At 59.8% G+C, this 14,531-nt stretch carries 10 protein-coding genes; 6 read left to right on the top strand and 4 right to left on the bottom strand.

The window, feature by feature from the left end; all coding sequences use genetic code 11:
* Positions 1 to 222: 222 nt before the first annotated feature.
* Positions 223 to 2,205, top strand: a complete 1,983-nt coding sequence (gene mnmC / locus ACM6IQ_RS03435) for a bifunctional tRNA (5-methylaminomethyl-2-thiouridine)(34)-methyltransferase MnmD/FAD-dependent 5-carboxymethylaminomethyl-2-thiouridine(34) oxidoreductase MnmC (protein WP_414878074.1) — start codon at positions 223 to 225, stop codon at positions 2,203 to 2,205.
* Positions 2,206 to 2,210: 5 nt separating this feature from the next.
* On the opposite strand, the gene ACM6IQ_RS03430 is transcribed toward mnmC, so the two are convergent.
* Positions 2,211 to 6,860: an NEL-type E3 ubiquitin ligase domain-containing protein gene (locus tag ACM6IQ_RS03430; RefSeq protein WP_414878073.1), complete on the bottom strand. Its 4,650-nt coding sequence runs from the start codon at positions 6,858 to 6,860 to the stop codon at positions 2,211 to 2,213.
* A 450-nt stretch (positions 6,861 to 7,310) separates the two neighbouring features.
* Between ACM6IQ_RS03430 and ACM6IQ_RS03425 the strand changes: the two genes are divergently transcribed.
* The 4 genes from ACM6IQ_RS03425 to ACM6IQ_RS03410 all read left to right on the top strand — a co-directional run bounded on the left by ACM6IQ_RS03425 (position 7,311) and on the right by ACM6IQ_RS03410 (position 12,520).
* A complete protein-coding gene (locus ACM6IQ_RS03425; RefSeq protein ID WP_414878072.1) occupies positions 7,311 to 9,083 on the top strand; it encodes an N-acetylglutaminylglutamine amidotransferase in 1,773 nt (590 codons plus the stop codon).
* 3 nt (positions 9,084 to 9,086) lie between these two features.
* Positions 9,087 to 10,835 (top strand): N-acetylglutaminylglutamine synthetase, encoded by a 1,749-nt coding sequence (ngg, locus tag ACM6IQ_RS03420; protein ID WP_017340065.1) that lies wholly within the window; start codon positions 9,087 to 9,089, stop codon positions 10,833 to 10,835.
* Between the two features lie 158 nt (positions 10,836 to 10,993).
* On the top strand, positions 10,994 to 12,184 hold the full coding sequence (locus tag ACM6IQ_RS03415; RefSeq protein WP_017340066.1) for an osmoprotectant NAGGN system M42 family peptidase: 1,191 nt from the start codon (positions 10,994 to 10,996) through the stop codon (positions 12,182 to 12,184).
* 108 nt (positions 12,185 to 12,292) lie between these two features.
* Positions 12,293 to 12,520, top strand: a complete 228-nt coding sequence (locus ACM6IQ_RS03410; RefSeq protein WP_003199186.1) for a YheU family protein — start codon at positions 12,293 to 12,295, stop codon at positions 12,518 to 12,520.
* A gap of 4 nt (positions 12,521 to 12,524) precedes the next feature.
* Here the strand turns inward: ACM6IQ_RS03410 and csrA are convergent, their stop codons facing one another.
* From csrA to ACM6IQ_RS03395, 3 genes are all read right to left on the bottom strand, one after another.
* Complete coding sequence (gene csrA, locus ACM6IQ_RS03405; RefSeq protein ID WP_017340067.1) at positions 12,525 to 12,710, bottom strand: carbon storage regulator CsrA; 186 nt, start codon at positions 12,708 to 12,710, stop codon at positions 12,525 to 12,527.
* Between the two features lie 141 nt (positions 12,711 to 12,851).
* Positions 12,852 to 13,184, bottom strand: coding sequence for a YnfA family protein (locus ACM6IQ_RS03400; protein ID WP_017340068.1), 333 nt, complete (start codon positions 13,182 to 13,184; stop codon positions 12,852 to 12,854).
* 65 nt (positions 13,185 to 13,249) lie between these two features.
* Positions 13,250 to 14,065 (bottom strand): SDR family oxidoreductase, encoded by an 816-nt coding sequence (locus tag ACM6IQ_RS03395; protein WP_017340069.1) that lies wholly within the window; start codon positions 14,063 to 14,065, stop codon positions 13,250 to 13,252.
* 280 nt (positions 14,066 to 14,345) lie between these two features.
* Between ACM6IQ_RS03395 and ACM6IQ_RS03390 the strand changes: the two genes are divergently transcribed.
* Positions 14,346 to 14,504: a DUF3309 family protein gene (locus tag ACM6IQ_RS03390; protein WP_174602692.1), complete on the top strand. Its 159-nt coding sequence runs from the start codon at positions 14,346 to 14,348 to the stop codon at positions 14,502 to 14,504.
* Positions 14,505 to 14,531 lie beyond the last annotated feature (27 nt).

The following is a 14,531-nucleotide window of genomic DNA, read 5'->3' as shown; positions in this document are numbered from 1 at the left end:
AGCTTGCTCCCGCTGGACGGCGAAGCCGTCCCGACATCAGTAAACGCACACGCAGATCCAGCTTACAGCTGCTTCGCAGCCGAGCGGGAGCAAGCTCCCTCACCACAAAGCGCCCCTCCCGGCCTGGAAGTTTCGCTGATCCAGATCGGCAAGCCTTGCCATGGATCAAGCACGTCGGCGGCGATCGGCTAGAATGGCCGCCTTGCCGTTGCCGAGCCTGCCATGAAACCTGTATTGCCCCACGCCCAGCTCGACTGGGACGACCAAGGGCTCCCGCGTTCGCGGGTGTTCGATGACGTGTATTTTTCCGACCTGTCCGGGCTGGACGAAACCCGTTACGTCTTCCTCGAACAGAACGCGCTGCGTGAACGCTTTGCCGCATTGCCGGTGGGCGGGAGGCTGGTGATTGGCGAGACCGGCTTTGGTACCGGGCTGAATTTCCTGTGCGCCTGGCAGTTGTTCGAGCAGCACGCGGTGGCCGGTGCGCGATTGCATTTTGTCAGTGTCGAAAAGTACCCGCTGAGCCTGCCCGATCTGCAGCGGGCGCTGGCCTTGTGGCCAGAGCTCAAACCGTTTGCCGATCAACTGTTGGCGCAATACGTGGCAATCCATCAAGGCTTTCAGCGCCTGATTCTGGACCAGGGACGCATTACCCTGACGCTGTTGATCGGCGATGCGCTGGAACAGTTACCGCAACTGGATGCGCAGATTGATGCCTGGTTTCTCGACGGTTTCGCCCCGGCGAAAAACCCCGACATGTGGACCGCCGAACTGTTTGCCGAGCTGGCCCGACTGGCGGCGCCCGGCTCGACGATCAGCACCTTCACCAGCACCGGGTGGGTGCGTCGTCTGTTGAATGCTGCAGGCTTCAAGATGAAGCGCACGCCCGGCATCGGCCACAAATGGGAAATCCTGCGCGGGGTGTTTCTCGGTTGGCCTGAGGAGGCCGCGAAGCCCGCCATGGCGAAACCGTGGTTTGCCCGTCCGGCCTCCTTGACCAGCGAACGTCGTGCCCTGGTGATCGGTGCCGGTCTCGCCGGTTGCGCGACAGCCGCCAGCCTGGCGGCCCGGGGTTGGCAGGTCAGTCTGCTGGAGCGTCATGCAGCACTGGCGCAGGAAGCCTCGGGCAATCCTCAAGGGGTTTTGTACCTCAAGCTATCCGCACATGGCACCGCGTTGTCGCAATTGATCGTCAGCGGGTTCGGCCACACCCGACGCTTGCTTGAGCATTTGCATCGAGGTCTCGACTGGGACGATTGTGGCGTGCTGCAACTGGCCTTCAACGCCAAGGAAGCCGAGCGTCAGGCGCAATTGGCCGCGGCGTTTCCCGAGGACTTGCTGCACACGCTCGATCAAACGCAGGCCGAAATCCGTGCCGGCATCGCGCTGCAATCGGGTGGCCTGTTCTACCCCGAAGGCGGCTGGGTGCACCCGCCCGCCCTGTGCCAATGGCAAGCTGCGCACCCGAACATACAGATCCTGCCCCATCACGATGTGCTGGAGTTGCGCCGAGTGCAGGGACACTGGCAAGCCCTGGATGGCGAAACCCTGCTGGCCGAAGCCCCGGTGGTGGTACTGGCCGGCGCTGCCGAGATCAAGCGTTTCTCCTACAGCAGCGAGCTGCCACTCAAACGCATTCGCGGGCAAATCACTCGCCTGCCACAGACCTCTGAAAGCCAGGCGCTGAGCACCGTCGTCTGCGCCGAAGGTTACGTCGCGCCGGCTCGTTTGGGTGAACACACCCTCGGCGCCAGTTTTGATTTCAACTCCGACGACCTGACGCCGACCGCTGCCGAACATGCAGGCAATCTGCAGATGCTCGAAGAAATCTCCGTAGACCTGGTCGCTCGGCTCGGCGCGAATGGATTGCAGCCTGAAGCACTTGAAGGGCGCGTAGCGTTTCGCTGCACCAGCCTGGATTACTTGCCGATTGTCGGTCCATTGGCCGACGGCCAGGCGTTCGTCGACGCCTACAGCGCCTTGAGCAAGGATGCCCGGCAAACCCCGGACATCCCTTGTCCATGGCTGGACGGTTTTTACGTCAACAGCGGCCACGGTTCCCGAGGCTTGATCACCGCTCCGTTGTCAGGCGAGTTGCTGGCGGCGTGGCTGGATAACGAACCGTTGCCAGTGCCCAGAGCCGTGGCCGAGGCGTGCCATCCGAACCGGTTTGCCTTGCGCCGATTGATCCGGGGCAAGGCCTGAGGCGCTCAATCCAGCGCAAAGCAAGTCCTTGACTCGTCAGCCATCAAGGCCGCCTCGGTCAGACGCTTCAGCAACGCAGTCTCGGCTTGCTTCAACTCATCGGCGATGCCGTCAACCTGCGGACGATAGTCCGAGCCCAGCGTCGCCTCATTTTCGAAGGCTGTTTCCATCCGCACGTGAAAGGGTGCCGTCAGGTCGGTGAACTGTTGGCCATGATGCTGTCGCAAAAAGTCGCTCCAGAACGTGCGGCCACTGATGTAAGTCGAAAGTTCAGATGAGATTTCTGCGGCAATGACCTTGTTGTAGGCAACGTCCAGATCAATAGCCTTTACGCCACTGAGCGACGCATAACGCATGTGCCGGGGCTGGCCGATCAGTTCGAGCCGGTCAGCCAGGCCGGTGCGATAAGCCAGCTCCACTTCCACCGCATCGAGCGCAGGATTGGCCTGGGCCTGTTCCCGAGCAATTCTGCCAAGATAATCCAGACGGAACAGGCTTCGCCCCAGTTTCAACAACCGAGCGGCCTGATCATGGGCATTGGCGGACTGTCGAACCACCCTGCCGATCTCGACGGCGACCTCGAGGTTACTGAAGATCGTCGCCGCATCATCAGCGCAATTGGCTTTCACTGCCATCGACAGCAATTGAGTGCATAACGCCGAGTCCGTCCGTGTCGCCTCAATGACACTCCAGACGCGCCGGGTCATGTCTTCGTTCACAAAACGGCTATCCGCCGAGCTCCCGACTTCCGCCAGCAGTTCAAAGAACTCTTTCGCCCGGGGTTCGTTCTTCAGCGCCAGCCATGCACGATTACGACTGGCATAGGTCTCTTCAACCGGTTTTGGCATCCACAGGTCTCGAGCCCTTTGATCATTGAGCACCGCCGTTTCATTCTGCAGCAGCCCCATCCCGATGCCCGTACGGCTCCGATAGGCCTCCAGCGCAGTTCGACTCGTCTCGGATATGGGGTTATGACGCAGGTTGATCGCCAAAGCGAATCGCTGAGGAAGTTGGAACAGCCATTGCGGCAACTCCCTAATCTGATTTCCTCGCAAGTCCACGAAGTCCAGATACGGCAAGCGGGACAGCCCGACAGGCAGTTCCGTCGCGTAAGTATCGCGCAGTAGCAGTTCTTTCAGATCCCGCATTTTGCTGACATCAATCGTGGCTCCCAAGCGATTGCCGCTCAGCCCCAACGTGCGCAAAGTGCGCATATCAGCCAGTTTGCGCAGGGTGTATTCAGTCAGTTGAAGCTGATTACCCTCCAGCCTCAAGTGCTGGAGGTCGGGCATATGCGACAACGCCTCAGGCAATCGTGTGAGTTGATTGCGGTCCAGCTCCAGAGTGACCAGCCCTTTGAACGGCGCGAGGAAATACGCCAGTTCATCACCGGCCTGCATGTCTCTGATTGAAAGGCTGCGCACATGGGCGACATCCGGTTCGGTCAGCGATGGCAATGGACCGACGGGGTTGCACTCCAGCACGAGCGATGTAGAAGGCTGATTTCGCAGTTCTACCCGGCGCCAGCAGTTTTCGATGGCTTCGGCCACCTGACGACGGCCGGCGCGGATATCGTCGATCTGCCCCGGTAACTTCTTCATTTGCACTTCATCGTCACGCCAGGTGTGCAACACGCCGAGCAGTTTTTTCAGTTGTTGCTGCAGCTCCTTGATTCGATTCACCCGCTGCATCTGGGTGCTGCCGGCGTTGTCGAGAAACGACGAAACCTGGGCATCCGTGAACAGTGGATAGAGCTTTCTGACTTTACGGATCAAGCCTCTGGCATAAGTGCCCGCTGCGGGGGGATCGGCCTGGACACAGGCAAAAAGGTGCTTGGGTGTTTCACTGATTTCCCCCCGCAACACCCGCGCGGTACGTGCCGGATCGCCGGCGGCGGCCCTCAACAGCCGAGATCGTAGCGTCGGGACATCCAGCGTATCGTCGTCGGTGAGACGGGTACGGGCGCTGTCAGGCAAGGCATCCACTATCGATGGAAGCAGCGTCTCGCTCGTCAGCGTGGAAGACACATTGCCGTTGGTTTGGGTGACCTGATACCCGGTGGATGTCTTGACAATCACCCCGCGCGACAGCGCTTCCGCTTCGCCCACGCTGTCCAGCAAGGTGCCGGTCACTGAGCCCTGTCGCACTTCCAGTCGGCAGCTGTCATCCCAGCCTTGCACCCTGTCCATCAACCCGAGCGTCAGTCTGTCGGTGTCGGCATTGGCCAGGTGCGGGAGATGCAACCCGGTGAGCGCACGGTCCTGCCTGATCAGCGCCTGTGCCTCACTGACCTGCCGAGCGAGATCCATCCCAAGGATTTTGCGCTCACGCAGAAAACGGCGATCCCTGCCAGAAGCGTTATCCAGCAATTCCTGTCGCACGCGGACAGGAAGGTCCGCGGCGTGTTCGCCCAGCGTCGCAACGTCACCGGTGGCGGTGCCGTCCCACGATTTATAGAGCCACTGAAACAGCGGCTGGCGATTGCTCTTGAGCGTTGTCGCGATCTTCTTTGCCAGCAGCTGCGATTTCGATTCAGTCGTCGCGCGACCAACGATGCCCTCCACTTCTGCCGGATAGAGGCCACTGATGACGGTATCGAGCAATTTCCCCGAGTCCAGATCCGACTGAAGGACGTGCACGCTGCTCACGTCATCATCGTGAGGGGCGGTTTCGGGGAAGCGCGAGACGACCTGGTCCGCCCCGTCGTGGACTTCAATGAAGCGATCGGCCGGCCAGCCGGGCAGCCTCGGCAGTGTATGCAGTTGCTCCTGAATGAAGTCCTTGTTCGCGGTCTCTCCCCGTTCCATTGCCGCGACCATCGCGGTGATGCGCCGGTCAATCCTGAAGCGCTCGACACAATCATTCAGTCGCTGCGGTAGCTTGAGGTTGCTTTCATGGAGCAGGTGCAACGTGTCAGGCGTCATGTCGGTGATGCGGGCAATCGCTTCCAGATCAGTGCCGAGATCGCCGAGGCGCGGATCCGTGCGCCCCAGCGCGTAAGCACCGTCGCGCCACTCGTGCGCATGCTCATAGGCATGCCGCCAGCCACCTTCCACACTTCGCTCGACGGCAGGCGCAAAGGCGTCAGTGCGCACAGGATGATTGAGGGTCCATGCCGACCCTGCGGCGTTACGGGTGGTGCGATAGGGTGTTCCTGCCATGACGATCGACGTCCGTCCGCCATGTCGGTAAAGCCCTTGCGAATCAGGCTGCATGTCGCCTGGCAACGCTGTGGTCTGTTTATAGGGTTCGAGGTCGGGTTTCCATAACCTTGCTTTGCCATCAGCGCGAGTGATGGCTTCGAAACCGTCGAAAAATGCCTCCTGCTCCTTCGCGCCCTTGCCCATTGCTGTCGCGATGATTTTTCCGCCGACGGCAAACGCTGCCAACTGCGCGACGTTTTCCACAACACTCAGCAAATGGGACAGCGCCTGGGCCCGTTCGCCGTGCGTCCAGTCCTCCACACCTTCATAGACCTCACTGACGATGTCGACGACTGCCGCAGTCAGCATGAATTGGCCGATCACCGGGACGAAAAAAGCAGCTACGTTCAACAGCAGAAGCCCCCCATCGAGCACTGCCTGAATGGTTGTTTCCCGCTGTTGTTCATCGACATCTTCAGTCGGCACGGCAAGCACTCGTGCGTCTTTTTGCGTGGTACTGACAAAAGTACTGAAGAAAAAATCGCCAAGGCAGGTATCGGCCGGAGCGGCAGCGAGCGGGCCCAAGGTCTTGCCCTTGTCAAACTGGCTAAAAAACCCGGTTTTATCGTGTCCGTGCAGGTACTGCTCGGCGAAAGACTTCCGGTAGCGTCTGCTTTGCAAATGGAGGGTCAGGTAGACCTTGAATTCATCCAGCGAGGCGTATTCATACAGCGGTCGTCTGGGTTCGTTCGGCATATAAACCACACACCGGGCCTTCGGCTCGGTATCGATGGAGACTTTGGTAAATACCAGTGCCCCACAGATGCAGGCGTCATGAATCATCAAGCCCTGCCAATGCACCGGCCCGCCATCAAACAGCGCGCCTCTGGTTTGAGCAGCCGGGAGATCCTGATCGATCACACTCAGCAGCATCGTGTAGACCGCGGGCGTGATGTTCTTTTTCAGGGAGGCCATGTGGAGGGCGACTTGCATGTCCAACACCTTCAACCGCCGGATGTCCGCCGCGGAGGCCTGATCATCGACAGGCACACCACGTGCGAGTCTGGGCGGCAATGCCAGGACCTGCTCGATATGGCGCTGATAGCGGGCGCCAAGGTCGAGTTCACGACAGAGTGCAGCGAACTTTTCAGGGGTTGCTTCAGCGCCTGATTGCGCCTGTCTATTGATTCGTACGACCGAGTGCGGAATGCCGCCGCCCGCCGCTTCCGCAGAAGTGAAGTTTTCCATGGCCGCCTGGAGCAGGCTGCGTGAGGTGGTCGTTTCTTTATTCTTGCCGCCAAGGACCGGGAGCACACCCGTTGAGGTGTAGATTATTTTGGTGATGTCCAGCGTGTCGCGCTCGACGTCGAAATCGATCGTCCATTTGCCCTTGAGAAACCCGGTCAGTTGCTCTTTGCAGAACTCGTCCAGCGGCTTGAGTTTTTTGAGCACCTCCATGACCTTGCCTTGGGCAGCAAATGACTGTTCGAACGCAGCCTTCAGCGCCTGCACTTCATTCAGATCCGCCGTCGCCAGCCATTGTGGGATAGACGCCTGCAGCACTTGCGCCTTGTCCAGGTCGCCTGTGTGCTCCAACAACGCTTCGAGACGCTGTGCCGATGTCATGGGCACCGCCACGGGGGCGGTTTTGGAAGTCGTAGCCAGCATGAGCAATATCCTTATTGCGTTGAGAGGCCTTCAGTCTATGAAGCTCGACAGGCATTTGATAATTCGAATACCGGGTCGAATGAGCGTGCATCCCAACAGCAACTTCTATGCATCACTTCAATAATTACCACCACAGCAATGCGCATTTCTGCCAGGGCTGTCGTTCCCAGCCACAGATGCTTATTACTTATCGATCTAAAACTCCCACCATCCCAGCGGGTCAGTTTCTGAGTACCCGTCGTTTTGGCCGGGTATCGATTGACCCTCCCCAACGGAAAAACCGGTAAGGACTTTATGTGCGGATTAGCTGGCGAGTTACGCTTTGATCATCAACCTGCGGACCTTGCAGCCGTTGAACGAATCACCCATCACCTGGCACCTCGCGGCCCTGACGCGTGGGGCTTTCACAGCCAGGGGCCGATTGCCCTGGGCCATCGTCGCCTGAAAATCATGGACCTGTCGGACGGCTCGGCGCAGCCGATGGTCGACAATCAACTGGGCCTGTCCCTGGCCTTCAACGGCGCGATCTACAACTTTCCGGAACTGCGCACCGAGCTCGAAAGCCTCGGTTACGCCTTCTACTCCGGCGGCGACACCGAAGTGCTGCTCAAGGGCTATCACGCCTGGGGCGAAGCGCTGTTGCCCAAGCTCAATGGCATGTTCGCCTTCGCCATCTGGGAGCGCGACGCCAAGCGCCTGTTCATCGCCCGTGACCGTCTCGGCGTGAAGCCGCTGTACCTGTCGCGCACCGGCCAACGCCTGCGCTTCGCTTCCGCTTTGCCGGCATTGCTCAAGGGCGGCGACATCAACCCGATCCTCGATCCGGTGGCGCTCAATCATTACCTGAACTTCCACGCGGTGGTCCCGGCGCCGCGCACCTTGCTGGCCGGCATTGAAAAGCTGCCACCGGCCACCTGGATGCGCATCGAAGCGGATGGCCGTACCGAGCAGAAAACCTGGTGGACCCTGCCCTACGGCCCACGCGCCGATGAGATGAACCTGACCCTCGAAGACTGGCGCGACCGTGTCCTCGACAGCACCCGCGACGCCGTGGCGATCCGTCAACGGGCGGCGGTGGATGTCGGCGTGCTGCTGTCGGGCGGTGTCGACTCGAGCCTGCTGGTCGGTCTGTTGCGTGAAGTCGGCGTGGAAAACCTCTCGACCTTCTCCATCGGTTTCCAGGATGCCGGCGGCGAACGCGGTGACGAGTTCCAGTATTCGGACCTCATCGCCAAACACTACAACACGCAGCACCATCAACTGCGCATTGACGAAAAAGAGATCATCGAGCAACTGCCGGCGGCATTCCGCGCCATGAGCGAGCCGATGGTCAGCCATGACTGCATTGCGTTTTACCTGCTGTCCCGCGAAGTGGCCAAGCACTGCAAAGTGGTGCAAAGCGGCCAGGGTGCCGACGAACTGTTTGCCGGTTATCACTGGTATCCGCAGGTCGATGGTGCGGCCGATCCGTATGCGGCATACCGCGAGGCGTTTTTCGACCGCAGCTACGAGGACTATGCCGCCACCGTACAGCCGAAATGGCTGACCGCGAATGACGCCGCCGGCGACTTTGTGAAGGAGCATTTTGCACAACCTGGCGCCGATGCGGCGGTGGATAAAGCGTTGCGTCTGGACAGCACGGTGATGCTGGTGGACGACCCGGTCAAACGTGTCGACAACATGACCATGGCCTGGGGCCTGGAGGCCCGCACGCCGTTTCTCGACTATCGCCTGGTGGAGTTGTCAGCGCGGGTGCCGGGCAAATTCAAACTGCCGGACGGCGGCAAGCAAGTGCTGAAAGAAGCCGCACGACTGGTGATTCCAAGCGAAGTCATTGACCGCAAGAAAGGTTACTTCCCGGTGCCGGGCCTCAAGCATCTGCAAGGCGACACGCTGAACTGGGTGCGCGAATTGCTGCTGGATCCAAGCCAGGATCGCGGCCTGTTCAACCCGGCGATGCTGGACCGCCTGCTAACCGATCCACAAGGCCAGTTGACCCCTTTGCGCGGCTCCAAGCTGTGGCAATTGGCGGCACTGAACCTGTGGCTCAGTGAACAAGGAATCTGATCGATGAAACCTCACGCCACGGCGTACAGCCAACGCCTGTTGCGCGGTCAGGCGCCCTCGTACGAACGCTTGCAGGCGCGCCTGGCCGAAGACGGCAGTGAACTGGGCGCCGCACCGATTGCCGTGCATTGCGGCTGGGGCCGGTTGCTGATCGGCCATACATTCCCCGATCCGTCGAGCCTCGCCCAGGAATTGCTCAATGAGCAGCCGGGCGAGCGAGACATCGCCCTGTATGTCGCCGCCCCCCAGCAAGTACTAGGGCTCGAGCCGGCACAGTTGTTTCTTGATCCGTCGGATACCTTGCGCTTGTGGTTCAGCGATTACCGTCAGGCAACCCGAGTGTTCCGCGGTTTTCGCATTCGTCGCGCACAAAGCGATGCGGACTGGCAGGCGATCAATCAGTTGTATCAGGCCCGCGGTATGTTGCCGATCGATGCCAGCCTGCTGACTCCGCGTCATTTGGGCGGCCCGGTGTATTGGCTTGCCGAAGACGAGGACAGCGGCGCGATCATCGGCAGCGTCATGGGCCTCAATCATCACAAGGCATTCAACGATCCGGAAAACGGCAGCAGCCTCTGGTGCCTGGCGGTCGATCCGCACTGTTCGCGACCCGGCGTCGGTGAAGTGTTGGTGCGGCATTTGATCGAACACTTCATGAGCCGTGGACTGAGTTACCTCGATCTCTCAGTGCTGCATGACAACCGCCAGGCGAAAAGTCTTTACGCCAAACTCGGCTTTCGCAACCTGTCGACCTTTGCGATCAAGCGCAAGAACGGGATCAATCAGCCTTTGTTCCTGGGCCCTGGTCCAGAAGCCGCGTTCAATCCTTATGCGCGAATCATCGTTGATGAAGCCCATCGGCGCGGCATCGAAGTCCAGGTCGATGATGCCGAATCGGGCCTGTTCACTCTGATCCATGGCAGTCGGCGGGTCCGTTGCCGTGAGTCACTGAGCGACCTGACCAGCGCCATCAGCATGACGTTGTGCCAGGACAAGAGCCTGACCCACAAGGTCTTGAAAAATGCCGGCCTGAACCTGCCGGCGCAACTGCTTGCAGGCAACGCCGACGACAACCTGGCATTTCTCGACGAGCACGAACGGGTCGTGGTCAAACCGCTGGATGGCGAGCAGGGTCAAGGGGTGGCGGTGGATTTGCGGACCATTGAAGAGGTGCAGCAAGCCATCGAATCCGCCCGCCAGTTCGACAGCCGCGTGTTGCTGGAAAGCTTCCACGAAGGCCTCGACCTGCGGATTCTGGTCATCGGTTTTGAAGTGGTCGCCGCGGCGATTCGCCGGCCGGCGGAAGTGGTGGGCGATGGGCAGCACTCCATCGGCGCGCTGATCGAAGCCCAGAGTCGCAGACGTCAGGCGGCCACCAGCGGTGAAAGCAAAATCCCGCTGGACCACGAAACCGAACGCACTGTGCAGACAGCGGGTTACGACTACACCAGCATTCTGCCGGCGGGCGAACATTTGTTTGTACGGCGTACGGCCAATCTTCATACCGGCGGTGTGCTTGAAGATGTCACGGCGATCCTGCATCCGACACTGGTGGATGCAGCCGTGCGCGCGGCGCGAGCGCTGGACATTCCGATGGTCGGGCTCGACCTGATGGTGCTCGCGGCGGATCAAGCGCAATACGTGTTTATCGAAGCCAATGAACGCGCCGGGCTGGCCAACCATGAACCGCAGCCGACGGCCGAGCGGTTTGTGGATTTGTTGTTTCCGCACAGTCAGCCAGCCATTTCCTAATCATGTGTTATCTGGGCTGACGCTTTCGCGGGCAAGCCCGCTCCCACAGGGGTACGCGGTCAAATGTGGGAGCGAGCCTGCTCGCCAAGGCGTCAGTTCAGTCGACACAAATCTTCCTCATCGAAACCATCGATGCGCTCAACTCATCAGGAGTTTCCATGACTAGCAAAATCCCCGAACCAGATCTCAATTACCTGCAAAAAGTCCTGTTGGAAATGCTCGCCATTCCCAGCCCCACCGGATTCACCGATACCATCGTGCGCTATGTCGCCGAGCGGCTTGAAGAGCTGGGCATTCCGTTCGAGATGACCCGCCGCGGCACGATCCGCGCCACGCTCAAGGGCAAGAAAAACAGCCCGGACCGCGCCGTTTCCGCCCACCTCGACACCATCGGCGCGGCCGTTCGCGCCATCAAAGACAATGGCCGCCTGACGCTGGCGCCGGTCGGCTGCTGGTCCAGCCGTTTCGCCGAGGGCAGCCGCGTCAGCCTGTTTACCGACAACGGCGTCATTCGGGGCAGTGTGTTGCCGCTGATGGCCTCCGGACACGCGTTCAACACTGCGGTGGATGAAATGCCAATCAGTTGGGATCACATCGAACTGCGCCTGGACGCCTATTGCGCCACCCGTGCCGATTGCGATTCCCTGGGGATCAGCGTCGGCGATTTCGTGGCTTTCGACCCCTTGCCGGAATTCACCGAAAGCGGCCACATCAGCGCCCGTCATCTTGACGACAAGGCCGGCGTTGCCGCCTTGCTGGCGGCCTTGAAGGCTATCATCGACAGCGGCGAAGAACTGATGATCGACTGCCATCCGCTGTTCACCATCACCGAGGAAACCGGCAGCGGCGCGGCGGCGGCGTTACCCTGGGACGTCAGCGAATTCGTCGGCATCGACATCGCGCCGGTCGCGCCCGGCCAGCATTCCAGCGAACACGCGGTCAGCGTGGCGATGCAGGATTCCGGCGGGCCTTATGACTATCACTTGTCCCGGCACTTGCTGCGACTGGCCAGCGATAACGAGTTGCCGGTGCGCCGCGATCTGTTCCGCTATTACTTCAGCGACGCGCATTCGGCGGTCACCGCCGGCCATGACATCCGCACCGCCCTGCTCGCCTTCGGCTGCGACGCGACTCATGGCTATGAACGCACGCACATCGACAGCCTCGCGGCACTCAGTCGCCTGCTCGGCGCCTACATTCTCAGCCCGCCAGTGTTCGCCAGCGATGCGCAGCCGGCCAAGGGCTCGTTGGACCGGTTCAGCCATCAAATCGAACATGACACGCAGATGGAAAGCGATACGAGGGTGCCTTCGGTGGACAGTCTGGTGGGGCAGCGGTCCGAGAGCTGATACGGATTGCAGGTCGCCTGGTGGATCGCCAGGCGACGCTATAACCACAGACTAGCCGCAACCGTCCATTCGCCGTAGCATCGCGCCCATTGTTTAGCCGAGGTGCCTATGCTGATTCCCCACGACCAACTTGAAGTCGACACCCTGACCCGCCTGATCGAGGATTTCGTGACCCGTGACGGCACCGACAACGGCGATGACACGCCGCTGGAGACCCGCGTATTGCGGGTTCGTCAGGCGTTGACCAAGGGCCAGGCGCTGATTGTCTTCGACCCGGAAAGCGAGCAGTGCCAGTTGATGCTCAAGCACGACGTGCCCAAACATCTGTTCGATTGATGTTTCATCGTCCTTTGCTTTTTTCCAGTTGGGCCTGGATGCGCTTGTAGACTTCGGCACGGTGCACATTGACGCTCTGCGGCGCTTCGACGCCAAAGCGCACCGTGTTGCCGTTGACGCCGACAATACGCACTGAAATGTCGTCACCGATGGAAATCATTTCGCCTACAACGCGGCTGAGTACAAGCATGGCATTCGTCCTTCAAGGTTATCGAACCCTGAAGATGCCCGGCGCGCCACAGGCCTTCAATGCGACGAGCGCAAAACAGTCCTGCCCTACAGCACAAGACGAACCCCCTTAAGGAAACGTCTTACACACTGTGGGTTTGCGTCAGGTTGCGGAGAAACGCGGACCGAACAGGATGACGCTCGCACCGATCACACACAGCGCCACGCCAATCCAGTCCGAACCCAGCGGACGAATCCGTTCGACCACCGCCAGCCAGCCAATCGACGCAATGATGTAGATGCCACCGTAGGCGGCATAGGCGCGTCCGGCGTAAGTCGCCTCGACACGGGTCAGCAGCAGCGCGAACAATGTCAGGCTCAGCAACGCCGGCACAACCCACCAGACGCTTTTACCCTGGCGCAACCACATCCAGAAGGCAAAGCAGCCGGCGATTTCAAACAGGGCGGCGAGAAAAAACCACAGGTAATTGAGCATGCAAAGCGTCCCGCGAGGATGACCGATGGCGGCCACCCTAGCGATCACGGTGCCAACGGGCAAGTTCAGCCTGCGGTCTGTTTGGCCTTGGCGCGCATTTTATCGGCCATGATGGTCATCTCATCGTAGAGCAGCTGCGGATTCTTCTGCTTGAGCGCCCACGCCATGCGCCCCTGTTCGTGGGGCAGGATCATGAATTCGCCGGCGGCCACATGCTGATAGATGTAGTCGGCAATGTCGGTCGCGGTGATCGGCGAGCTTTCCAGCAATTTGCCGACCTGGGCTTTCATGGCCGGCGTCGGGCCGCGGAAGGAGTCCAGCAGGTTGGTCTGGAAGAAGGACGGACACACCACGTGCACACCGATTTCCTGCTGCGCCAGTTCGATCAGCAGGCTTTCCGACAATGCCACCACGCCGGCCTTGGCCACGTTGTAGTTGCTCATGGCCGGGCCTTGCATCAACGCAGCCATCGACGCGATGTTGATGATCTTGCCTTTGCTTTTTTCCAGCAGCGGCAGGAACGCCTTGCAGCCCTTGACCACGCCCATCAGGTTGATTGCGATCTGCCAGTCCCAGTCCTCCAGGGACAGTTCGCTGAAGAACCCGCCCGAGGCAACGCCAGCGTTGTTGACGATGACATCGATGCCACCGAGTTTGACTTCACAGGCCTGGGCGAAAGCGGTGAGCTGACTGTAATCGCGCACATCGCAGCGCTGGATGAAACCGTCGCCACCGGCTTCGCGAACCAGCTTCAGGGTTTCCTGCAGACCAGGCTCGCTGACATCCGACAAGGCCAGTTGCCAGCCTTCACGCGCCCAGCGCAGCGCGATTTCGCGACCCAGGCCCGAGCCCGCGCCAGTGATCATCATGCGATTTTGCATAGCAAACAGCCTTGTTGTTCCGGGGAAGATGCGTCGAGTGTAGCGAAGGACATCGCCCAACCCACGCTCCATCAGATTGCTGAATGGCCTGAGCAAACCGTGCAAGCGGGCGGATCAACTTAATCTCTCTCAAACGAAATAAGCCTATCTTCGAAAAACATTAAAAAAACTTGGAATTTTCTTTCATCTACGGCAGTCGGACTTTGTAAGCAGCCTGGGTTTATTGCAGTCCAGCTGAACGTTTATAGCCAGGTAATTCCAGAACACTTCCAACAAGGAAATCGACATGGGCACAATTTTAATCATTATTCTGATCCTCCTGCTGGTAGGTGGCCTGCCGGTATTCCCACACTCCAGAAGTTGGGGTTATGGCCCGTCGGGTATCATCGGCGTGGTATTGGTGGTGCTGTTGATCCTGCTGTTACTCGGCAAGATATAAGAAGTTAACAGGCAAAAAAAAAGAGGC

The organism is Pseudomonas sp. IT-P100 (assembly GCF_949767185.1).
GTDB lineage: Bacteria > Pseudomonadota > Gammaproteobacteria > Pseudomonadales > Pseudomonadaceae > Aquipseudomonas > Aquipseudomonas fluorescens_B.
Note: the sequence above shows the minus strand (reverse complement) of the source record. Positions and strands in the feature narration are given on the sequence as shown.

Coding starts and splice junctions, on each gene's coding strand:
- ACM6IQ_RS03395 (WP_017340069.1), bottom strand. CDS start 14,065: ATGCAAAATCGCATGATGATCACTGGCGCGGGCTCGGGCCTGGGTCGC.
- ACM6IQ_RS03415 (WP_017340066.1), top strand. CDS start 10,994: ATGACTAGCAAAATCCCCGAACCAGATCTCAATTACCTGCAAAAAGTC.
- ACM6IQ_RS03400 (WP_017340068.1), bottom strand. CDS start 13,184: ATGCTCAATTACCTGTGGTTTTTTCTCGCCGCCCTGTTTGAAATCGCC.
- ACM6IQ_RS03425 (WP_414878072.1), top strand. CDS start 7,311: ATGTGCGGATTAGCTGGCGAGTTACGCTTTGATCATCAACCTGCGGAC.
- csrA (WP_017340067.1), bottom strand. CDS start 12,710: ATGCTTGTACTCAGCCGCGTTGTAGGCGAAATGATTTCCATCGGTGAC.
- ACM6IQ_RS03410 (WP_003199186.1), top strand. CDS start 12,293: ATGCTGATTCCCCACGACCAACTTGAAGTCGACACCCTGACCCGCCTG.
- ngg (WP_017340065.1), top strand. CDS start 9,087: ATGAAACCTCACGCCACGGCGTACAGCCAACGCCTGTTGCGCGGTCAG.
- mnmC (WP_414878074.1), top strand. CDS start 223: ATGAAACCTGTATTGCCCCACGCCCAGCTCGACTGGGACGACCAAGGG.